Origin of the sequence: Rhizobium sp. YTUHZ044 (assembly GCF_051123975.1) — a bacterium.
Taxonomy (GTDB): Bacteria; Pseudomonadota; Alphaproteobacteria; order Rhizobiales; family Rhizobiaceae; genus Rhizobium.
Window position 1 is genome coordinate 267702 of sequence record NZ_CP101427.1, and the last position, 20306, is coordinate 288007.

At 62.3% G+C, this 20306-nt stretch carries 17 protein-coding genes; 8 read left to right on the top strand and 9 right to left on the bottom strand.

What is annotated here, in order from left to right; all coding sequences use genetic code 11:
* Positions 1-432 precede the first annotated feature (432 nt).
* Positions 433-3459 carry an alpha-mannosidase gene (locus tag NL154_RS24155; RefSeq protein ID WP_221123547.1) on the top strand — a complete coding sequence of 1009 codons (3027 nt, stop codon included), beginning with the start codon at positions 433-435 and terminating at the stop codon, positions 3457-3459.
* 327 nt (positions 3460-3786) lie between these two features.
* Positions 3787-4005: a HAMP domain-containing protein gene (locus NL154_RS24160; RefSeq protein ID WP_210632108.1), complete on the top strand. Its 219-nt coding sequence runs from the start codon at positions 3787-3789 to the stop codon at positions 4003-4005.
* Here the strand turns inward: NL154_RS24160 and NL154_RS24165 are convergent.
* The 5 genes from NL154_RS24165 to NL154_RS24185 form a co-directional block, all read right to left on the bottom strand.
* A complete protein-coding gene (locus tag NL154_RS24165; protein WP_210632109.1) occupies positions 3958-4872 on the bottom strand; it encodes an SMP-30/gluconolactonase/LRE family protein in 915 nt (304 codons plus the stop codon). The two genes, NL154_RS24160 and NL154_RS24165, sit on opposite strands and share 48 nt — an antisense overlap.
* Positions 4873-4886: 14 nt before the next feature.
* Complete coding sequence (locus NL154_RS24170; RefSeq protein WP_210632110.1) at positions 4887-5837, bottom strand: ABC transporter permease; 951 nt, start codon at positions 5835-5837, stop codon at positions 4887-4889.
* Positions 5834-6784 carry an ABC transporter permease gene (locus NL154_RS24175; protein ID WP_210632111.1) on the bottom strand — a complete coding sequence of 317 codons (951 nt, stop codon included), beginning with the start codon at positions 6782-6784 and terminating at the stop codon, positions 5834-5836. Before NL154_RS24175 ends, NL154_RS24170 begins: the two co-directional genes overlap by 4 nt.
* Positions 6781-8232: a sugar ABC transporter ATP-binding protein gene (locus NL154_RS24180; protein ID WP_434734351.1), complete on the bottom strand. Its 1452-nt coding sequence runs from the start codon at positions 8230-8232 to the stop codon at positions 6781-6783. Before NL154_RS24180 ends, NL154_RS24175 begins: the two co-directional genes overlap by 4 nt.
* A gap of 69 nt (positions 8233-8301) precedes the next feature.
* Positions 8302-9318 carry an ABC transporter substrate-binding protein gene (locus NL154_RS24185; RefSeq protein ID WP_210632113.1) on the bottom strand — a complete coding sequence of 339 codons (1017 nt, stop codon included), beginning with the start codon at positions 9316-9318 and terminating at the stop codon, positions 8302-8304.
* A 280-nt stretch (positions 9319-9598) separates the two neighbouring features.
* Between NL154_RS24185 and NL154_RS24190 the strand changes: the two genes are divergently transcribed.
* From NL154_RS24190 to NL154_RS24200, 3 genes are all read left to right on the top strand, one after another.
* Positions 9599-10837 (top strand): ATP-binding protein, encoded by a 1239-nt coding sequence (locus NL154_RS24190; RefSeq protein ID WP_434734167.1) that lies wholly within the window; start codon positions 9599-9601, stop codon positions 10835-10837.
* 13 nt (positions 10838-10850) lie between these two features.
* Positions 10851-11573, top strand: a complete 723-nt coding sequence (locus NL154_RS24195) for a response regulator transcription factor (RefSeq protein WP_210632115.1) — start codon at positions 10851-10853, stop codon at positions 11571-11573.
* A 350-nt stretch (positions 11574-11923) separates the two neighbouring features.
* The gene (locus NL154_RS24200; protein WP_434734168.1) at positions 11924-12808 is read left to right on the top strand and encodes a DUF6030 family protein; all 885 of its coding nucleotides are present in this window, start codon (positions 11924-11926) and stop codon (positions 12806-12808) included.
* Between the two features lie 64 nt (positions 12809-12872).
* Here the strand turns inward: NL154_RS24200 and NL154_RS24205 are convergent, their stop codons facing one another.
* Positions 12873-13796 carry a LysR family transcriptional regulator gene (locus NL154_RS24205; RefSeq protein ID WP_210632117.1) on the bottom strand — a complete coding sequence of 308 codons (924 nt, stop codon included), beginning with the start codon at positions 13794-13796 and terminating at the stop codon, positions 12873-12875.
* Between the two features lie 131 nt (positions 13797-13927).
* On the opposite strand from NL154_RS24205, the gene NL154_RS24210 reads away from it, so the two are divergent.
* Positions 13928-14773, top strand: a complete 846-nt coding sequence (locus tag NL154_RS24210; RefSeq protein ID WP_434734169.1) for an alpha/beta hydrolase — start codon at positions 13928-13930, stop codon at positions 14771-14773.
* Here NL154_RS24210 and NL154_RS24215 read toward each other — a convergent pair.
* Positions 14770-15399, bottom strand: a complete 630-nt coding sequence (locus tag NL154_RS24215; protein WP_434734170.1) for a TetR/AcrR family transcriptional regulator — start codon at positions 15397-15399, stop codon at positions 14770-14772. The genes NL154_RS24210 and NL154_RS24215 overlap by 4 nt on opposite strands.
* 170 nt (positions 15400-15569) lie before the next feature.
* On the opposite strand from NL154_RS24215, the gene NL154_RS24220 reads away from it, so the two are divergent.
* Positions 15570-18035: a glycoside hydrolase family 3 C-terminal domain-containing protein gene (locus NL154_RS24220; protein ID WP_434734171.1), complete on the top strand. Its 2466-nt coding sequence runs from the start codon at positions 15570-15572 to the stop codon at positions 18033-18035.
* Between the two features lie 234 nt (positions 18036-18269).
* A complete protein-coding gene (locus NL154_RS24225) occupies positions 18270-18740 on the top strand; it encodes an Hsp20 family protein (RefSeq protein WP_210632121.1) in 471 nt (156 codons plus the stop codon).
* A 285-nt stretch (positions 18741-19025) separates the two neighbouring features.
* Here NL154_RS24225 and NL154_RS24230 read toward each other — a convergent pair whose 3' ends face one another.
* Positions 19026-19562: an OmpA family protein gene (locus NL154_RS24230; protein ID WP_434734172.1), complete on the bottom strand. Its 537-nt coding sequence runs from the start codon at positions 19560-19562 to the stop codon at positions 19026-19028.
* 14 nt (positions 19563-19576) lie between these two features.
* Complete coding sequence (locus NL154_RS24235; RefSeq protein WP_210632123.1) at positions 19577-20251, bottom strand: L,D-transpeptidase; 675 nt, start codon at positions 20249-20251, stop codon at positions 19577-19579.
* Between the last annotated feature and the right edge of the window lie 55 nt (positions 20252-20306).

Genomic DNA, 20306 nt, shown 5'->3' on the forward strand with positions numbered 1-20306 from the left:
GACGACTTTCATGATCGCTCTCGTTCGATCCCGAGAAATCAATTGCATTAAAACGAGGGAGCAAATCCTCGAATGATCATCTCGGCAGATGAGATCAGGTTATGCGGAAAATTCCTTTTTCTCGCACTAGCTTAGAGAGAATTGAAGCTGGTTTTTCAATCAGGAGGCGGGCAACAGCAGTCGTGTCCTTCGCATCCTTCATGACTCGCAGTTAGATGCCTCTACGGTTCAGCTCCCATGCACGGCAGAGCAAAAAAACCAGGAAAAGGCGATCTCTTGCGGGCTTGACGCCAAATCAAAGTTACTTAATCTAAGCGTCAGCCGAACCGCTGGGAGGAGGGGTCGGCATTCGCGATCCCCATCGCACTATCTTTTATCTCCCAAAGCCATAATTCCGGATCGTTCGTCGCCGATTTTCCAACAGGATAAGCCATGCCACTCACCGTTGCCCAACGCCTCGACAGTCTGAAGGTCCGTATCGCCGAGCTCGCGCATTGGCGGGACCGGCACAGCAGCCCGATCGATGGCTGGACCTTCGAGGGGGAGCCGATCGCCCATCACCAGGACTGGCCGCATCGTGAGGGCGTGGTGCATTTTGCCGCGAGCGCCGAAGCGCCGGCGAACTGGCCGCTCGAAGATATTCGCCTGCAGCTCGATCTCGGCGGCGAGAGCCTGATCACGCTCAGCTATCCCGATGGCCAGAGCGAAACATTCGGCCTCGATCCCTATCACCAGGAATTCCCGCTGAAGGGCCGCCGCTTCTCGATTGCGACGGAAAGTGTTGCCCGCTTTCCTTTCGGCGAGCCCAACCGCGCGCCGAGGCTCAACAAGGCCCGGCTGATCTGGCTCGACGGTCCCGTTCACAGCCTGCATCTTCTCCTGAAGCAGATCGCCGAGGCGATTAGCGCGCTCGGCGAGCATGAGGTCGTGCCGCATCTGGTCGATGCCGCGGAGCAGGCCTTGCGCAGCCTCGACTGGCCATCGGATACGGCGGCCTACATCTCCCGCACGTCGGGCGCCGTCATGCAGCAGAAGATCTGGGAGCTGCCGGAGCTTGTATCCGATCCGGCAGGTCTCTCCGACGAGCAGAGCGCTTCGGCGGCCTCCGCCTTCGAGGTCCTCACGGCGCGGCTGAAGGAACTGCAGAAGCGCTTTCCCCCAAACGGCGAGCTGGTGCTGACCGGCCATGCTCATATCGATCTCGCCTGGCTCTGGCCCTATCGCGAGACGCGGCGGAAGATGCGGCGCACCTTCAACACGGCGCTGTCGCTGATGGAGCGCTCCGCCGATTTCCGCTTCAACCAGTCGACCGCCCATTATTACGCGCAGATGGAGGAGGAAGATCCGGAGCTTCTCGAACGCATCAAGGAGAAGGTCGCGGAAGGAAAGTGGGAAACCGTCGGCGGCATGTGGGTGGAGCCTGATACCAATATGCCGACCGGCGAAAGCCTCGCCCGCCAGGTGCTCTACGGCCAGCGTTATTTCGAAAAGACCTTTGGCGCGCGCCACACGGTCTGCTGGCTGCCGGATTGCTTCGGCTTTTCCGGCGCGCTGCCGCAGATCCTGAGACAGGGCGGCATCGACAGTTTCTTCACCATCAAGGTCAATTGGAGCGAGACCAACCACATCCCCTCCGATCTCTTCTGGTGGAAGGGCCTCGACGGCAGCCAGGTGCTGACCCACACCTTCGACAATCCGATGCAGGGTTATAACGGCTTCGTGCAGCCCGATTGCTACCTGCCGACCTGGAAGAATTTCCGGGGCAAGACGCAGCATCACGCCTCGCTTCTTGCCGTCGGTTACGGCGACGGCGGCGGCGGCGTGACGCCCGAGATGGTGGAGCGCGAAGTGCAGCTGCGCGATTTTCCCGCCATTCCGCAGGCCCGCTGGGGCACCGTGAAAAGCTTCTACGAGCGGGCGCACAAAACCGCTTCGGAGAAGAAGCTTCCCGTCTGGGACGGCGAAATCTATCTCGAACTGCACCGCGCGACGCTGACGACCCAAAGCGGCGTCAAGCGCAAGCATCGCCAGGCCGAGCGGGCGCTGATCACCGCCGAGACCCTCGCGTCGCTCGCCCATATGCTCGGCGCCGAAAAGCCGAAAAGCCTGGAGGCGGATTGGCGCGTGGTGCTGAAGAACGAGTTCCACGACATCCTGCCGGGTTCGAGCATCCGCGAAGTCTATCAGGATGCGGAGCAGGAGCTCGGCGGCGTCATCGACCATGCCAAGGCCGAGCAGGCCAAGGCCTTGCAGGCGCTGTCAGTCAATCTGCCGAAGGGCGGGGTCACTGACGCGCTCATCGTGGTCAATCCCTCGCTTGCGCCACGACCGGTGAGCGCGACACTTGCCGACGGCACGACGCTTTCGGCCGCTGAGATCGTCGCTCCCTTGTCGGTCGCCGTCTTTGACAGGCAGACGCTGAAGCCGGCGGGCGGGCTGAAGGCCGGCGTCGACCGGCTGGAAAACGATCATCTCTCGATCGTCATCGGCAAGGATGGAGCCGTTACCAGCCTAATCCACAAGGCGAGCGGCCGCGAAGCGGTCGATGGCTCCGCCAACCAGCTCTGGGTCTATCCGGCCGACAAGCCGCGCAACTGGGACGCCTGGGACGTCGATGCCGACTATGCCGATAAATCCGTCCGGCTCGATGCGCCCGAAAGCATCAGCCTCGTCGAAAGCGGTCCGCACCGTGCGGCAATCCGCGTCGTTCACCGCTATCGGCATTCGAGTGTCATGCAGACCTATGTTTTGACGGCCAATTCGAAGCGGCTCGATATCGAAACGACCATCGACTGGCACGACCGCCGCACCCTGCTGCGTACCCTGAACCCGGTCGACGTCAAGGCCCGTAAGGCGACCTTCGAATGCGCCTTCGGCGTGGTTGAGCGGGCGACGCATACGAATACCTCCTGGGAGCAGGCGATGTTCGAGGCCGCCGCCCATCGCTTTGTCGATGTCAGTGAGCCGGGCTTCGGCGTGGCGCTTCTCAATAATGCCAAATACGGCCACAGCGCCCGCGGCAATGTGATCGGCATGAGCCTGGTGCGCGGTCCGATCTATCCGGATCCGCTGGCCGATGAAGGCGAGCAGAGCTTCACCTATGCACTGATGCCGCATGAGGGCGCCTGGCATGAAGGCGGTGTGCTTGACGAAGCACTCGACCTCAACCAGCCGCTGGTGACGGCCGAGGCCAAAGGCCTCTCCGCCGGCCGTTTCGCGCCGATTGATGTCGCGGGCACGCCTGTCGCCTTCTCGGGCCTGAAGCCTGCGGAGGAGGGCGAAGGTCTCATCCTGCGCCTCTACGAACCGGCCGGCCGGCGCGGCCGCCTCTCCCTCGGCCTGCCTTCCGGATGGCGGGCGTCGCAGCCGCTCAACATCCTCGAAGAGCCGATGGAGCGCAAAGGCCCCGCCGAAATCATGCCCTTCGAAATCAGGACCTGGAGGCTGCAGAAGGCCTGACGCCGCCTGCTGCAAATAACGCTCCGCCGCTTCCATTAGGCGGGGCGACCCATCTACTCGCCCGAGGGGCAATACTGGACAATTTGGCCATTGCCATGCAGGTCACAGTCATAAAGGGGAGCGATGTCCAACCGGTGAAGAGAGGCGTCTTGCTTCGAAGCGGGCTATCGGCCCCAAGAGCCAGCTAGCCTGATTGACAAGACGGGGGAGTGCGACCGCCAGACATAGTCGAAATTGCTGGTGATTGCTGATGGGGCCAGCCAGGCTGCTTCGAGGAAGGGGTGGACTCGGCCAAGACCATGGCGACGAAGGCCCAGGAGGAGGCGAATGCTGCCAACTCTCGTTCTCTCCCTCAATCTCGACATCGGCCGGCTGACCATAATCACGCTGATCGGCCGGATCGCTGCAAGCATGAGCGATCTGGCAGAGGGCAATCTCGACGCCGACATTCCCTTCACCGACCGGCCTGACGAGATCGGCCGCGTGGCTTTCACCGGCTTACGGTCGTTGGGCGCCCGTCGCGGCAACGTAGACGGAATAGAGTGAACGTGTTGCGGCGATGAACAGACGGTTGCGTCCGGGGCCGCCGAAGGTGAGGTTGGCGACGGTCTGAGGGACACGGATCTTGCCGATCAGCTTGCCTGTCGGATCGAAGCAGTGCACGCCATCACCGGCACTGGACCAAAGGTTCCCCTTCACGTCGGTGCGGATACCGTCCGGGATGCCGTTGTCGATGAGGCAGAAGACGCGGCCGTTCACAAGCCTGCTGCCGTCGACTACGTCGAAGGCGCGGATCTGACGTGGCAGGCTTTCGTCGTGGCTTGCCGCCGAATCCGCGACGTAGAGGATCGTCTCGTCAGGTGAGAAAGCGAGGCCGTTCGGCTGGATGAAATCCGTGACGACGGCCGCAAGTTTGCCGGTGGCCGGATCAAGCCGGTAGACGTTGCGCGTCGCCTGCTCGGGCTCGGCCTGATAGCCTTCATAATTCGACATGATGCCGTAGGTTGGATCGGTGAACCAGATCGTGCCGTCCGATTTCACCACCACGTCGTTCGGCGAATTGAGCCGCGCGCCTTCGAAATGGTCGGCGAGCACGGTGATCGAACCGTCGATCTCGGTGCGCGTGACGCGGCGCCCGCCATGTTCGCAGGAGATGAGTCGGCCCTGGCGGTCGCGCGTGTTGCCGTTGGTGAAGTTGGATGGTTGCCGGTAGATGGAGACGCCGCCTTCGGGCGCCCATCGCAGCATACGCTGGTTGGGAATGTCGCTCCACAGAAGCTGGTTCGCATCGTTGAACCAGACAGGACCCTCCGCCCAGCGGCAGCCGGAATAGAGTTCGTCGAGGCCGGCGCTGGTGACGATCAACTGCCGGAAGCGCGGGTCGTGGATTTCGTAGATGCTGGCCTCGGCCATGGCAGTTTTCCTGTTTATCGCATGCCGGCCCGGCGGCCGCCGGCGAGCATGATCACGCTGATGATGATGAGGCCGGTCATCATGAGGCGGATGCCCGCGCCGAACCCATAGGTGTTGAGCATGGAAACGACCAGGAACATGAAGAGCGACGCGCCCCAGATGCCCGGTACGTTGGAATCGCCGCCGGCCACCGCCGTGCCGCCGATCACGACGACGGCGATCGAGGTCAGCAGATATTCCGAGCCCATGTTGAGTGCTGCGCCGCCCGAGAAGCAGGCGAGCAGGTAGCCCGCGACGGATGCAAGTACGGCGCAGAAGAGGTAGGTGACGAAGCGCGTGCCGTCGACCGGAATGCCGGCCATGCGTGAGGCGGGCATGCTCTGGCCGATCGCCGAGATCCAGCGCCCGTAGATCGTCTTCTCGAGCAGGAACCAGGCGAGCAGCGAGATGAGGAGCGCGACGATCGCGACGTTCGGTACGCCGAGCGTGTTCGTGGTAGTGAATTCCGCAAGCATGCTCGGAGGTTTGATGCGCAAGCCGCGGTTTGTCCAGATTGCCGCCGATTGCACGATAAAGCTCATGGAAAGCGTGGCGATGATCGGCGGAATGCGGAGCGCCTTGATCAGCGCGTAGTTGCCGAGGCCGACGACGAGGCCAATGAGGAGGGCGACAAGAAAGCCGGGCAGGATCAAGCCGTTTTGTACGTTCATCAGCTTCAGCGCCACCGTGCCGGCTAGTGTCATGGTGGCGGGGACCGACAGATCGATATTGCCGGGACCGAGCGTGATGACGAACATTTGGCCGATGCCGACGATCACCGAGAAGGCGGCGAAAGTGAGGGCTGCCTGCGACAGGCCGAGCGTACTGGCGCCGAGGGTCACCATGATCGTCAGGAACCAGACGATGAAAGCGGCAAACCATGACCAGATCCAGGGTTTGCCGAAAAGGCTGAGGAGGGGAGTCATCGGCGGCGTTTCTCCCGTTTCTCCAGGCGGTTCAGCATCAGGCGAAGCGCGAGCACGATGATCAGGATCGCGCCCTGGGCTCCGATCTGCCAGTCCGGCGAGATGCGCAGGAAGGACAGGAACGAGCCGGCGAGGGTCAGCGTCAGCGCGCCGATGACGGCCCCGACGGGGGAGACACGCCCGCCAATGAACTCGCCGCCGCCGAGGATCACGCCGGCAATCGACAGCAGCGTGTAACGCAGCGCGATATTGGCGTCTGCCGACGTCGTCAGGCCGACGAGAGCGATACCTGCGAGCACCGCGAAGAAGCCCGCCAGGCCATAGGCGGCGGCGCGGGCGGCGACGATCGACCAGCCGGCGCGCTCGACCGAGCGCTGGTTGCCGCCGATGCCGCGGATCAGCACGCCGAGCGATGAGCGCATGACGAGAAGATGAGCGACGGCGGCGATGATGATGCTGGCGACGATCGCCATCGGCGCCAGCGGCGGCTTGACGGTCATCAGAGAGCGCACCCAGTCCGGCGCCTGGCCGCCGGGCGCTGGCAGCAGCAGCACGGCAAGGCCGCCCCAGACGAAGCTCATGCCGAGAGTGACGACAATGGACGGCAGATCGCGCAGGTAGATGATGACACCGAGGCCCGCATAGGCCGCGATCGCTCCCGCAAGGATCAGGACGCCGGTCACCGGGTCATCCCGCAGAAAGGTCGCGGTAACGCAAGCGACGAAGCTGACGAAGGTGCCCATCGACAGATCGAGATCGTTGACCGCCATGACAAGCATCTGAGCGATCGTCGCAAGCGCGATGGGCACCGCCAGGTTGAACAGCAGATTGAGCCCGACATAGCTCATGGCGCGCGGCTGCAGCCAGAAGACGGCGGCAAGCAGCAGCGTCAGCGACAAGGCGGGAATGGCAAGACGCAAGGCGTCGGACGACAGCCGGAACGTCATGCAGCCACCCCTTCGAAGGAGGCAGCGATGATATTCGTCTCGTTGACGGCATCGCCGGCGAGTTCGGCGATGATGCGGCCTTCGCGGAAGACGTAGACGCGGTCGCAGAGCCGCACCTCGTCCATTTCGGTCGAGTACCAGATAAAGGTGCGGCCATGCGCCGCCTCCTCGCGGATAATCGCGTAGACCTCCTGCTTGGTGCCGACGTCGACGCCGCGCATCGGATCGTCCATCAGCACGACAGGCGCGCGTGTTGCAAGGGCGCGGGCGAACAGCACCTTCTGCTGGTTGCCGCCGGAAAGCGACAGGATAGGGTTTTCCATATCGGGCGTGCGGATATCGATCCGCCGCTTCCAGTCCGTGCCTTTGCTCTCCTCTTTGTCAGCCAGAATGAGGCCGCGCCGCGACAGGTCACCGAGCGAGGCGACGGAAAAGTTGTGCAAGATGCTCCAAAGTTCGAAAACGCCGTTGAGGCGGCGGTCGCCGGCGACGAAGGTAACGAGCGGATCGCGCTCGGGCAGCCAATTGCCGGATTGGGCGGCGTGCAGAGCAAGTAGCAGCTCGGTCTGCCCGTGGCCGGCTAACCCTGCCAGTCCGACGATCTCGCCCTTGCGTGCCGCGAAGGGCAGGCCTCTCGCCTGATGCGACAGAATGACGGGCGCGGTGGATTGTTCGCGCGCCGCCCGCTGCCCGCTCTCCTCCTTCGCAACGGTGCCCATCGCTTCGACGAGGCCGTGATGGTCGAAGCCCTGCGCCGGCCGTTCGGCGACGACGCGGCCGTCCTTCATCACGACGATGCGGTCGGAGGTTTCGAGGATCTCGTGCAAGATATGCGAGATGAAGATGACGGCCCCGCCGGTGGCGGTGAAGCGGCGGACATGGTCGAGCATCTGGCGGGCAAGGCTCGCATCGAGCGACGAAGTGGGTTCGTCGAGGATGACCAGCCGCGGCGGCGTGCCGGCATCGGAAAAGGCCATTGAAATCTCGACCATCTGCCGCTCGGCGATCGAGAGATCGCCGACGGCCCGGCTGCTGTCGATGCCATGGCCCGGAAAGACCGTGTCGAGGCTCTTCTCGATGATGTTGGCGGCACGCCTGCGCCAGCCGAAACCGCCGAGATGGCGATGCATGACGCGGGTGTTCTCGACGATGGAGAGATTGGGGCAGAGCGATAGCTCCTGGAAGACGCAGCGAACGCCGCGGGCGCGCGCCGCATTGATGCCGTAACGCTCCAGCCGCTCGCCGTCGCTCGCCACACTTCCTTCATGCGGCGTCAGGCCGCCATTGATGACGCTGACGATGGTGGACTTGCCGGCGCCATTGTGCCCGACGAGCCCGACGCATTCGCCCGGCATGACGCGGAGCGTGACGCCGTCGAGCGCCTTGACCGCGCCGAAACTCACCTTGGCGCCATCGACGGCGATCACCGCCTTCAAAACCTCATCCATGCTGCCCCGCCATGCCTGCTCGCAAAGAATGCCGCGCGGCCATTTACGGCCGCGCGGCAGTCGGGAGAGTTATTTTGCCGACTCGATGACCTTGATTGCATCAGCCTGCGTGTATTCGACGTTGGCGACGCCGCCAGCCTGGGTATTGGCGAGGTTGGCCTCCAGATTGTCCTGGTCGATGCGCAAGAAAGGCACGACGAGATCCTTCTTGACCTGCTTGCCGTCGAGTATCTGCTGGGCGACCCAGAAGGCCAGCGTGGAGACGCCGGGCGCGATGGATACGGACATTGTCTCGTAGCCCTTGGCGTCCTTCTGTTCCTTCCACCACTTCAGCTCGTCTTCGCGGTTGCCCATGATGATGATCGGCATCTTCCGGTCGGTCGCGGCAATCGCCTGCGCGGCGCCATAACCGTCGCCGCCCTGCGTCACCACGCCGACGATATCGGGAAGGCTCGGTAGGATGCCGGCAACGGCCTTCTGCGCCACGTCCTGCGCCCAGTCGCCGTGAACCGAGCCGACGACCTTGAACTGCGGGTACTGCTTGACGCCTTCGTGGATCCCGGCCGAAATCTCGTCGTCAACGAAGACGCCGGCAAGGCCGCGGATCTCGAGCAGATTGCCGCCCTGGGGAAGTTTCTTCGACAGATACTCCACCTCGCTGCGGCCCATTTCCTTGAAGTTGACGGCGATGCGCCAAGCGCAGGGTTCGGTCACGATGCCGTCGAAGGAGACGACGGTAATCCCGGCGTCACAGGCTTCCTTCACTGCGCCGTTCAGCGCTGTCGGCGAGGCGGCGTTCAGCACGATCGCATCATAGCCCTGCAGGATCATGTTCTGGATCTGCGCCGCCTGCTCCGTCGCCTGGTTCTCGGCGGTGGTAAAAGGATCGGCTGCGGCGACCACGCCAGCCTTTACGGCTTCGCCCGTCACCTTGCCCCAGCTCGTCAGCATGGCCTGGCGCCAGGAGTTTCCGGCATAGTTATTAGAAAGGGCGATCTTCTTGGCCGACGTGTCGGCAAAGGCGGAAACGGGCATGGCGGCGCAAGCAATGGCGGCCGATGCCAGAAGCATCTTACGGATTGTCATGTCTTCCTCCCTCATGATCGCGCCGGTCGGCGGGATCGCTTCACTCCTGCCGGCTCAAGCGGGCCCCGAGTGAAAATTGTTCTTGCACTGAGCTTCCTCCTCTCAGTAAGGGCAGGATGCGGGAGATCAGCCGGCCTGTACAGGGGCAAGGCGGCAACTCGTTTGCGGGTTTTGCGCAACAAGCTGCGGGTTTATGCAAGACGGCGGCCCATTTGCGGGCGCTTACTGGGAAATGATTACGGCGGGTTGAGGAGCCTGTCGTGACGGGGAGGAACTGACAATGCTGCATCTCGCACCGGCAGCCCTGTTCGACCACTATCTCGGCATTTCCCGGTTGCTCGCGGGCCAACTCGACTTCCGTTCGGCGATCCGTTCGGTCGCGGCTGAAGTCGCTCACATCATTCCGCACGATCATCTCGACGTCTGCGTGCTGCTCGAGGGCGGCAACTATCACACGGCCTATGAGACGGGCATCGAGACCGCCTGGGGCGAGATCGCCGGCGCGCCAGTGGTCAACAGCCCCATCCGCTCGCTGCTGCGGGGTGAGGTCGATTTTCTGCTTTCGGACGATGCCATGAAAGACCCGCGCTTCCATTTCGAGGGCGCCTTCAAGCGGCCGATCGTCGAGCAATCGCTGAGGAGCCGGCTGCATGTTCCGATGAAGGTGCAAGGTACGATCATCGCAGCACTTTCCTGCTCTTCTCACAGGGCGGGCGTCTATACGATGGAGGACGTCGAGCGCGCCCGCATCATCGCCGACCTTCTGACACCCTATTTCTTCGCGCTGCAGGCAGCCGAGCAGGCGCAACGCTCGGCGATCGTCGAGGCGGAGGCGCGCGCTCGCGAGGAGGGGCTGCGTCAGGGCGCGCTGAAGCTGACCGAAGCGCTGGAGCAGGAACGTCAGCGGATCGGCATGGACCTTCACGATCAGACGCTCGCCGACCTGACGCGACTTGCTCGCCGGATCGATCGGCTGTCGCGCAACGGCGAGGTGACCCCGGAGGCGCTCGAGCCCGTCTCTCGGTCCTTGCAGCATTGCATGCAGGATCTGCGGCAGATCATCGAACAGGCAAAACCTTCCGTGCTCCAGCTGTTCGGCCTCGCCCAGGCGATCGAGCATCATCTCGACCGATCGACCCGCGACACCGGATCGGGCATCGAATGCGGCCTTACCGACGAGACGAACGGGGCGCTGGAAAGGCTGGAACCGACCGTCAGCGTCGCCTTGTTCCGCATAGCGCAGGAGGCGATCAATAATGCGGTGCGCCATGCCGCGCCGCTGGCGATCATGGTGCGGCTCGAAGCAGACGACGAACAGCTTTTGATCGAAATCTCCGACGACGGGACCGGGCTTGCCAAGACGCGGGGACGGATCGGCGGCGGCATCGACAATATGAAGACACGCGCGCGGCTGATCTCGGCGCGCTTCACGATCGGCCCCGGCTATAATCATCGCGGGACCGCGGTGCGCGTCGTGCTGCCGCTGGCGCCGAACGGCCCGGCGGGCGAGCCAGACTGAGGAGAAAGACACGATGAAGGTTCTGATCGTCGAGGACGACCCGCTGCACCGGTCCTACCTGCACGAGGCTGTCAACGCCGCCCTGCCGGAATGCGACACGGTGATCGAGGCGGAGAACGGAACCGTCGGCGAGAAGCTCGCCCGCGACCACAAATCGGCGCATATCGTCATGGATCTGCAGATGGCGAGCCGCAACGGCATCGAGGCGGCGCGGACGATCTGGAAGGAGCGACCGGAGACCCGTATCCTGTTCTGGTCGAATTATTCGGATGAGGCTTATGTGCGCGGCGTCTCGCGCATCGTGCCGGATGGCGCCGCCTATGGTTATGTGCTGAAATCCGCTTCCGACGAGCGGCTGAAGCTTGCGCTCCGGTCGATCTTCATCGAGAGCCAGTGCGTCATCGACCGGGAGGTGCGGGGCCTGCAGCAGAAGAGCCTCGGCCAGACCAACGGCTTCACCGATTCCGAATACGAGATCCTCGTCGACATAGCCCTCGGTCTAACCGACCGGGCCATCGCCAAACGCCGGAGCCTGTCGCTGCGCAGCGTGCAGAACCGCCTGCAGCAGCTCTACGACAAGCTCGACGTCTATCAGACGGCTGGCGACGACCACGAGGACGGCCGCTTCAATCTCCGCGCCCGCGCTGTCACGATTGCTTTATTGCGTAAACTTCTGAACTACAGCGCTCTGGAACGGGCTGAGGCGGAGCTGCAGGAATGGCTCGACGGAAAGTAGTCTCCGACGCGGCGTGAATGCGGCAGTAGCGAGGCGTTGCAGTCTCCCTTTCCGGCTCGGCCCGCGCTCGTCTGTCGCCAACTGAAAAAGCCTCGGATCGGTGGTGAGCGCATAGCCAGGGTTCTTGCTTGACGCCTAATATACTCGATATCAGAATCGCGGGGTCGAGGTGAGTCGACGGCGCCCGCTTTGACATCGTTGCTCGCCTTGGAAGGACGTGGCGCAGCGGCTGATTGGCCGTTCGCCGGCCAACGCCGCTGGTCGCAAGTGTGCGAGGTGACGCCGTGGATAAAGTGTTCTCAGCAGTCCCTCCTCCTCGTGGCAGCCCACCCCGGCAGTGGAAGTTCCCATTGCGGAGCCGCCGCCGCTGGCTTTTTTGGTCGGCGCTTTCAGTATCCATTTTACTTCTTGCAGGCACCGCTGTTCTTTACCGTGAAATCCGCCACTCCGCAGGCCCGGTTCAGCACTTTGAGTATGCAGGCCTCGATAAGGCAGCCCGACCATCACCCGTAGCTGCCGACTCCCATGCGTCGGCTCCTTCTGCTCTTCCGCCGATGCCCATTTCGCGGCATCTGATGGAGCTTCCAAAGCTCGATTTGGCAAGTCAGTTTCTGCGGATGTGGCTGGTCTCAGGCGCGAATATTTGTGGCGCTCTTCGAGAGGCCGGCATCGAGGTGAGCGAATGGAAAGCCGCATCGATGCGCAATCGCGATTATGAATGTTATTTTCAGCGCATCTACGAACGGGACGAGGTGCGGCCGCTCAGCTCTACCTTCCTCAGGGTTCGTGGAGATGAAGCGGGTCATATTGTTGAGATCCGCGCCAAGATCGTCGGGCCGGCGATTGACGCTGGGGGGCGCCTCGCCCCTGATGTGCTGCGCATTTTCGAGATCATTGTGAAGCAGGCGTGCTGGCGCGATTTTGAAGATGCGCTTGCGTCGATCCGAAGCCTTCGCCAGGTAGAGACCGAGCGATTTGGCTCTTATCTCAGCTTCACGCTCGAAGCCGGCAGCAAAAACATTTTTAATTTTGCTCTTGGTCTCAAGGCGGCTCCGGGCTCGCAGGCAAGGACCAGGGCGTATTTTTCGGCAGACCGCTGGCTGGCCACGACGGATCCGCGCGTCCCGCAAACGTCATCCGCATCGACCGGATCGGCGCGTTCAGATCGGCCAATGGCACTCACTGGCGGAGCAAGTGCCGGTTCCGATCCAAGACCAAGCCGGAACTGCGGCTGAGCACCAAAGCCCCCGTGTTGTGAATAGGGAAAGTGGACCCGCCTCGGGTATGCGCGGCAACGGATCAGCGCGACAGGCTGCCTGCCGGCCGAAAAGCGCCGGGCCGGGCGGCGCAGGTCTCGACCACGAAGTCCACGAAAGCGCGGACCTTGCGCGATAGCTGGCGGTTCGACGGCCAGACGAGCGAGAGCGAGCCGAAGGGCACCATGAAGGAAGTGAGGACGGGGCTCAGGGTTCCCGCCCGCATGGCTGCCTCGGCGACATAGACGGGCAGATGCGCGAGGCCCAAACCATCCTGTGCTGCCCGCAGCCCTGCATCTGTATTGTTGAATGTCAGGCTTTTTGGCAGAAGCAGCCGCTCGTATGGTGCGCTGAACGCCCAGGGTGCCAGGCGGCCACTGGAGGGATATTTGAAGTGAATGCAGGCGTGCTTGAAGAGATCGCCCGGCGTCTCAGGCCGTCCATGGCGCTCCAAATACTCGGAACTGCCGCACACCACGAAGTGCTGCTCGCCGAGATGGCGGGCGATCAGCCGCGCATCGGCAAGTTCGCCGCTGCGCACCACCACATCCAGACCTTCCGTGACCATGTCGATGACCCTGTCTTCGAAATCCACATCCAGTTCGATCTCCGGGAAGCGCTCGGCAAAGGCCGGCAGCATCGGCATCAGCAGATGGTGTCCGACGATATGCGGGACGCTGACGCGCAGGCGCCCCCTTGGGCGTTCCCGGCTTTGCAGGACGGTTGCCTCCGCGTCCTGTATATCGTCGATGATGCGCTTAGAGCGCTCGTAGAGGACAGCCCCTTCCTCGGTCAGGCTGATGCTGCGCGTCGTGCGGTTGAAGAGCCGCACATGGAGCCGGTTTTCAAGACGCGCCACGGCCTTGCCGATCGCGGACGGCGAAACGCCGGCAACGCGCGCGGCTCCGACATAACTCTGTTGTTCGGCCGCATGAACGAAGGCGAAGAGGCTCGCGAGACTATCCACGGCAAGATCCAATTGGAGACATTTTGTCCTTTATCTAAGTCCACTTACGGCGATTGATCAACATTGCATAACAAATATCCTTTGTTCGGCAGCCGGAACGGATGGGGCTGCCGAGTCAAGGAGTGGATGGCATGCGGGACTACACGAAAGAATTGCCAGAGCACACTGCGAGATATATCGGAGAGAACGACCTGTTCCTGGAAATCTTTCCTGGGAACAATCGCTCGGATGAGGCCGGTCGACCGCCTCTCCTTTTTGTCCACGGCGCTTACACCGGCAGCTGGATGTGGAGCAAATATATCCCGCACTTCATAGCCGCGGGGTGGACCTCCTACTGCATCAATCTGCGAGGCCACTACAAAAGCCGGTCGGTGGATTTGACGAAGGTCGAATTCGAGAACTATCTGGAAGACATTCTTGAGGCAATTTCCGCAATCACTGGGGAATGTGCCGTCGCTCCTGTCGTGATCGGCTTCAGCATGGGAGGGATCCTCAGCCAGAAACTGGCGGAAAGCGTGGAGATCGCCGGGCTGGTGCTGATCGATTCCAGCATCTCCAGGCAGGTGCATTACGAGGTGCCCTACCAGGATCTTGCGCCTGAGATACCTGGCGTCGTTATTCCCGCGCCGGTGCGTGAAGAGCAATCCAGCGCCGACGAAACGCCCGACGATATCGCCTTCCAGCGGAAGTACCTGTCCATGGAATCCGCCAGAGCCTTCGGCGCTTTTTCCTTTCATTGCGGAGCCGAGGGGATTTCCATCGACGGCGGCAAGATCACCTGCCCCAGCCTGGTCATCTCAGCTGTCAACGACGCCGCCGCCGATCGGCGAGGGCAGGCGATGGCCCGGCATATCGGCGGCGAGTTTCTCGGTCTCTGGGGCACGACGCATACGGGCTTGTTGGTCGGGCAAAGATATCACGAATCCGTCAATCGCATCATGATCTGGCTCACGCGCTTCGATGAAGAGAGTGCCTAGCCCTCGAGGCCGAGGCTCGCCAGCAAGCGACCGACATAAGCTTCCAGGCCGCCGACCATATCGAAGCGATCGGGATCACGCAGCCAGAGCATCTGCAGGCCGTCCATCACGGCGATCAGCTCGGCGGCCATGGCCTTGCTGTCGATCCCTTTGTCGATCGAGCCATCGGCGATCGCCCGCTCGAAGGTCGCGGCGATGTCCTTCTGCATCTCCGCAGTGCGATCGAGAAACCACGCCTTGGCGGGGTGATCCTTCATCAGGCTTTCGGCATTCAGGATGGCGAAGGCTCTGACGACCTCGATCATTTCGGTGTTGCGGCGGAAGATCTCGACCATGCCCTTGAGTAGGGCGCTGACATCGGAGCGGAAGTGCCCGATGAAATTAGCGCTATCGAGATCGCGCTTGGCGAGGATCGCCAGCAGCAGCTCGACCTTGGTTGGGAAATGGTGCAGCAGGCCGGGCAGCGACAGGCCGACATCCCGGGCGATATCGCCGATCGCGGCATTCTGATAGCCGTCTTCGGCAAAACGCCGCATCGCCGCCGCCAGGATCTCTGCGCGTCGTTCCTCTCCCTTGCGGGAACGGCGCCGTCGTTTTTCTTCCTGTCCTGCCTTGTGTTCTGCCATCGTTTCTCCTGTCCGGCCTTTTTAGCGGCGATGCGACGGTCCACAATGCTCCGGCCGATATCTCGTCTGCTTTCTCCTTACATTAGGCCCGTCGGATTGACATCTTAAAAATACCGAGTAATCGGTAGGTTTAATAGGCGCGATGCTCGCGGTCTTTTGAGGAGGTTTGCATGATCGATTCCATTCTCGACAGGATGACGCTCGAAGAGCAGGTCTCTTTGCTGTCAGGCGCCGATTTCTGGACGACCGTTCCCGTCGAGCGGCTCGGCGTGCCGAAGATCAAGGTGACGGATGGGCCGAACGGCGCCCGCGGCGCGGGTTCGCTGGTCGCCGGCGTCAAGGCGACCTGCTTTCCCGTCGCAATCGCGCTCGGCGCCAGCTGGAATCCCGATCTCGTCAAGCAGATGGGCGTTGCCCTTGCGCGCCAGGCCAAGAGCAAGGGAGCAGCCGTGGTGCTCGCACCGACGGTGAATATCCATCGCTCCGGCCTCAACGGCCGCAATTTCGAATGTTATTCCGAAGATCCGATGCTGACATCGGAACTCGCCGTCGCCTATATCGAGGGCGTGCAGGGCGAGGGGATCGCGGCGACCATAAAACACTTCGTCGGCAACGAATCCGAGATCGAGCGTCAGACTATGTCGTCCGATATCGACGAGCGGACGCTGCGCGAAATCTATCTCCCGCCCTTCGAGCAGGCGGTGCGCCGCGCCGGCGTCATGGCTGTCATGTCCTCCTATAACCGCCTTAACGGCACTTATACGAGTGAGCATCATTGGCTGCTGACCAAGGTGTTGCGCGAGGAATGGGGCTTCGACGGCATCGTCATGTCCGACTGGTTCGGCTCACATTCGACGGCTGAGACGATCAATGCTGGCCTCGATCTCGAAATGCCGGGTCCGGCGCGCGACCGCGGCGAGAAATTGGTTGCGGCCGTGCGTGAGGGCAAGGTGGAATCGGCGACGGTGCGTGCGGCAGCACGGCGCATGTTGCTGCTGCTCGAGCGGGTCGGCGCATTTAAGAGCAAACCCGATCTTACGGAGCGGGCGATCGACCTGCCCGAGGATCGGGCGCTGATCCGGCGTCTCGGTGCCGAAGGCGCGGTACTCCTCAAGAATGACGGCATGCTGCCGCTCGCCAAGACCTCGCTCGACCGGATCGCCGTCATTGGGCCGAATGCGGCCACCGCCCGTGTCATGGGCGGCGGCAGCGCGCAGATCGCAGCGCATTATACGGTGAGCCCGCTCGAAGGCATTCGCGCCGCCCTTTCCAACGCCAACAGCATCAGCCATGCGGTCGGCTGCCGCCACAACCGGCTGATCGACGTGTTCAAAGGGAAGATCACCGTCGAATATTTCAAGGGGCGCGGCTGCAAGGGCAATCCCCTTCATGTCGAGACCGTCGACAAGGGCGAGTTCTTCTGGTTCGAGCTGCCGTCGGGCGAACTCGATCCCGCCGATTTCTCGGCCCGGATGGTGATGCAATACGCGCCGGAGGAGAGCGGTGAACATGTCTTCGGCATGACCAATGCCGGGCTGGCGCGGCTCTTCGTCGATGGTGAGCTCACGGTCGATGGCCGTGGGGGCTGGACGCGCGGCGAGAATTATTTCGGCACCGCCAATGACGAGCAGCGCTGTGGGGTGAGTCTGGAAGCGGGCCGGCTGTACGAAATCACCGTCGAATATGAGCCGTCCACGGCGAGCGAGGAGGGGATCAACCTCATCGCCGTCCGTTTCGGCGTCGAAAAGCCGCTCGGCGAGGCCGATATCGAGGCCGCCGTCGAAACCGCCCGTAATGCCGACGTGGCGCTGCTCTTCGTCGGCCGCGACGGCGAGTGGGACACGGAAGGACTTGATCTGCCCGACATGCGGCTGCCTGGCCGGCAGGAGGAACTGATCGAGAAGGTCGCTGCCGCCAACGCCAACACCGTCGTCGTGCTCCAGACCGGCGGTCCCATCGAGATGCCCTGGCTCGGCAAGGTCGGCGCCGTGCTGCAGATGTGGTATCCCGGCCAGGAACTCGGCAATGCCGTCGCCGACATTCTGTTCGGCGATGCCGAGCCGGGCGGCCGCCTGCCGCAGACCTTCCCCAAGGCGCTGACCGACAATTCCGCCATCACGGGCGATCCTGCCGTCTATCCCGGCAAGGACGGGCATGTGCACTATGCCGAAGGCGTCTTCGTCGGCTACCGCCATCACGATATCAGCGCGGTCGAACCGCTCTTCCCCTTCGGCTTCGGCCTCGGCTATACGAGTTTCCGCTGGGGCGAGCCGCGGCTTTCGGTGCGTGAAATGGGACCGGACGGCATAACCGTCAGCATTGACGTCACCAATACAGGCGACCGGCCAGGTTCGGAACTGGTCCAGCTCTACGTACGCTCACCGTTAGCCAAAGTGGAACGTCCGGACAAGGAACTGCGCGCCTTCGCAAAGCTCTCGCTGCAACCCGGCGAAACAGGCACAGCCGTCATGAAAATCGTGCCACGCGATCTGGCCTATTTCGATATCGAGGCCGGCGCCTTCCGAGCCGAACCGGGTGATTATCAGCTGGTCCTGGCGGCGAATGCCGCGGACGCAAGATCCGTGATCGACCTGCCGTCGCCAGCCGGCTACGTGCTGCCGCCTTCGACCTCATGATTCCGATATCGAACGGCCAGGCGCCTATCGTTGAGTTGAATGAAAACAGTGTCAAGAGGTGCTCCGGATTACCGGATAAAGCAGACTGAAAATTTTTAGATTCTCCTCTTGAATCGAAAATCGTGCGAAACCAGATCATCGTCGTCGGCAGCGCAAAAGCGGGCCGATGATCAGAGCGGAGACGCAGGTTTCCAACGCGTCTCCAACCCATGTTGCTTTACGGAGGATATGGCTATGAGAAACGAACTTGATTTCGCCCCCCTTTACCGGTCCAGCATCGGCTTCGACCGTGTCTTCAATCTCCTGAACAATGCGCAGCGCCTGCAGGCAATCGAGGCCTGGCCGCCCTATGACATCGTCAAGACGGGCGAAGACGACTATCGCATTCAGATGGCAGTGGCCGGCTTCGCCGAAGGCGACCTCGACATCACCCAGGAGCGGAACGTCCTTCTCGTGAAGGGGCAAAAAGCCGACGGCAAGGACGGCGAATATCTCCATCGCGGCATCGCCGGGCGCGCATTTGAACGCCGCTTCGAGCTCGCCGATCACGTCAGGGTCGAGAATGCCTCGCTGACGAATGGTATTCTCTCGATTGCGCTGAAGCGTGAAGTGCCCGAAGCCATGAAACCGCGCAAGATCGCCATCGGAGACGGCTCCTTTCAGCAGGCGCCTCTTCAGATCGAAGCCGAGCGTCAGGTGGCTTAAGGAGAGCCTCTCCATGAAGTCCCGGATAAAGCCGTTTATCGTGGAGATCAGGAAACGTCGCGGAAGCAGCGCGAAAAATGCGGCTAAGGCTCTGTTTTCGAAGTCGTTAAGCAAGCTCCGCAGCGCGGACGCGGTTTCTGAAGCGCGATCCTGAACAGGGATTCACATCAACTGGGGCCGGCGCCGTGGGGCCGGCCCTTGTGCACGAATGATCCCCTCGAATTCTCTTGCCGCAACCCCTTGCGGACCAAGCCTGCCTTTGTTCGGTCCCTCCTGTGGGCGCAATCAGACCGCATCAGGCTGAGTGCGCAGATTGGTGACCACGCGCCGGTTCTGCACCTTGCAGGAGCGCTCTGTGCAGTCGCGGACTTCGCGGTCGTTGCCGTAGCCCTTGGCCCACATGCGCTTGGGGTCCACACCCTTCGAGGTCAGATAGGCCATCGCCGCATCGGCACGTTTCTGCGAGAGCGTCTGCATTTTGGAGGCGGAACCGGTATCGTCGGCGAATCCCTGAAGCTTGAGCAGCCAAGTCGGGTTCTTGTTGAGCCAGGCCGCCTGATTATCCAGGGTGGCCATGGCGACGGCATCGAGCGCGGCGGAGTCCTGCTTGAAGTAGATCCGTCGGCCGACACTAAGAATGAAATCCTCCTCGCTGCCCTGCGCGACATTCTCGAAGCCGGGGGCGGGGTCGTTGGTCTGCCCGGTCATCGGCGCCGCCGCCGGTTCTTCCAGGGAGGCGACCTCGGTGGTGGAGCAGGCGGCGAGCGCCAAGAGCATGGCTGCGCCAGCGAGGCGCTTGGTGTATCCGATCATCGCAGACATAGGGGTGATATTCCTCATTCGACCGGAGTTGTTTCGCTAACCTGGGTGGCGCCCTCAGCCTGGTCGGCAATATGCGGCAGAACCTGTACAGCGGTGCCAATGGGGCAGCGCTGATAAAGATCGATGGCGTCTTCGTTGAACATGCGGATACAGCCGCTGGAGGCGTCCTTGCCGATGCTCCATGGCTCCAGCGTGCCGTGGAACCGATAGCCGGTGTCGACGCCGTCGCGATGCAGATACATGGCGCGGGGCCCAAGCGGGTTCTTCGGTGAGCCACCCGAGACGAATTCCGGCAGTTCGGGATGGCGCTTGCGCATCTCCGGCGGCGGCGTCCAGCGCGGCCAGAGCGATTTGGCGTCGATGGTGGCGCGGCCAAACCATTTGAAGCCTTCGCGGCCGACCCCGACGCCATAACGGATGGCGGTCTTGTTCTCCATGATCAGGTAGAGAAAATGGTGCCTTGTATCGACGACAACGGTGCCGATCGGCTCGCTGCTGAAATATTTGACGACCTGGCGATGCCAGCGCTTGTCGATTTTTGCGAAATTGGTGCTGCGAAATGTCACGCCGTTGTCGACGGCTGCGCCGCCGAAATAAGAAGCTGCCGCGGCGGCTGCCGGTTTGCTGGCGGCGCCGGTCCCCAGCAACGCCAATCCACCGAGCATAATACTCCTGCGGGTCCACACCATCGGCTAAACTCCCCCTGAAAGCCAACAAGCGAAGTGCAGTAAACCAGATTTTTTG

Excerpts from the sequence above, each read along its gene's own strand:
- NL154_RS24210 (WP_434734169.1), top strand. The coding sequence starts at position 13,928 with ATGCGGGACTACACGAAAGAATTGCCAGAGCACACTGCGAGATATATC.
- NL154_RS24220 (WP_434734171.1), top strand. The coding sequence starts at position 15,570 with ATGATCGATTCCATTCTCGACAGGATGACGCTCGAAGAGCAGGTCTCT.
- NL154_RS24165 (WP_210632109.1), bottom strand. The coding sequence starts at position 4,872 with ATGGCCGAGGCCAGCATCTACGAAATCCACGACCCGCGCTTCCGGCAG.
- NL154_RS24195 (WP_210632115.1), top strand. The coding sequence starts at position 10,851 with ATGAAGGTTCTGATCGTCGAGGACGACCCGCTGCACCGGTCCTACCTG.
- NL154_RS24160 (WP_210632108.1), top strand. The coding sequence starts at position 3,787 with ATGCTGCCAACTCTCGTTCTCTCCCTCAATCTCGACATCGGCCGGCTG.
- NL154_RS24170 (WP_210632110.1), bottom strand. The coding sequence starts at position 5,837 with ATGACTCCCCTCCTCAGCCTTTTCGGCAAACCCTGGATCTGGTCATGG.
- NL154_RS24155 (WP_221123547.1), top strand. The coding sequence starts at position 433 with ATGCCACTCACCGTTGCCCAACGCCTCGACAGTCTGAAGGTCCGTATC.
- NL154_RS24175 (WP_210632111.1), bottom strand. The coding sequence starts at position 6,784 with ATGACGTTCCGGCTGTCGTCCGACGCCTTGCGTCTTGCCATTCCCGCC.
- NL154_RS24215 (WP_434734170.1), bottom strand. The coding sequence starts at position 15,399 with ATGGCAGAACACAAGGCAGGACAGGAAGAAAAACGACGGCGCCGTTCC.
- NL154_RS24190 (WP_434734167.1), top strand. The coding sequence starts at position 9,599 with ATGCTGCATCTCGCACCGGCAGCCCTGTTCGACCACTATCTCGGCATT.
- NL154_RS24230 (WP_434734172.1), bottom strand. The coding sequence starts at position 19,562 with ATGTCTGCGATGATCGGATACACCAAGCGCCTCGCTGGCGCAGCCATG.
- NL154_RS24185 (WP_210632113.1), bottom strand. The coding sequence starts at position 9,318 with ATGACAATCCGTAAGATGCTTCTGGCATCGGCCGCCATTGCTTGCGCC.
- NL154_RS24225 (WP_210632121.1), top strand. The coding sequence starts at position 18,270 with ATGAGAAACGAACTTGATTTCGCCCCCCTTTACCGGTCCAGCATCGGC.
- NL154_RS24235 (WP_210632123.1), bottom strand. The coding sequence starts at position 20,251 with ATGGTGTGGACCCGCAGGAGTATTATGCTCGGTGGATTGGCGTTGCTG.
- NL154_RS24180 (WP_434734351.1), bottom strand. The coding sequence starts at position 8,232 with ATGGATGAGGTTTTGAAGGCGGTGATCGCCGTCGATGGCGCCAAGGTG.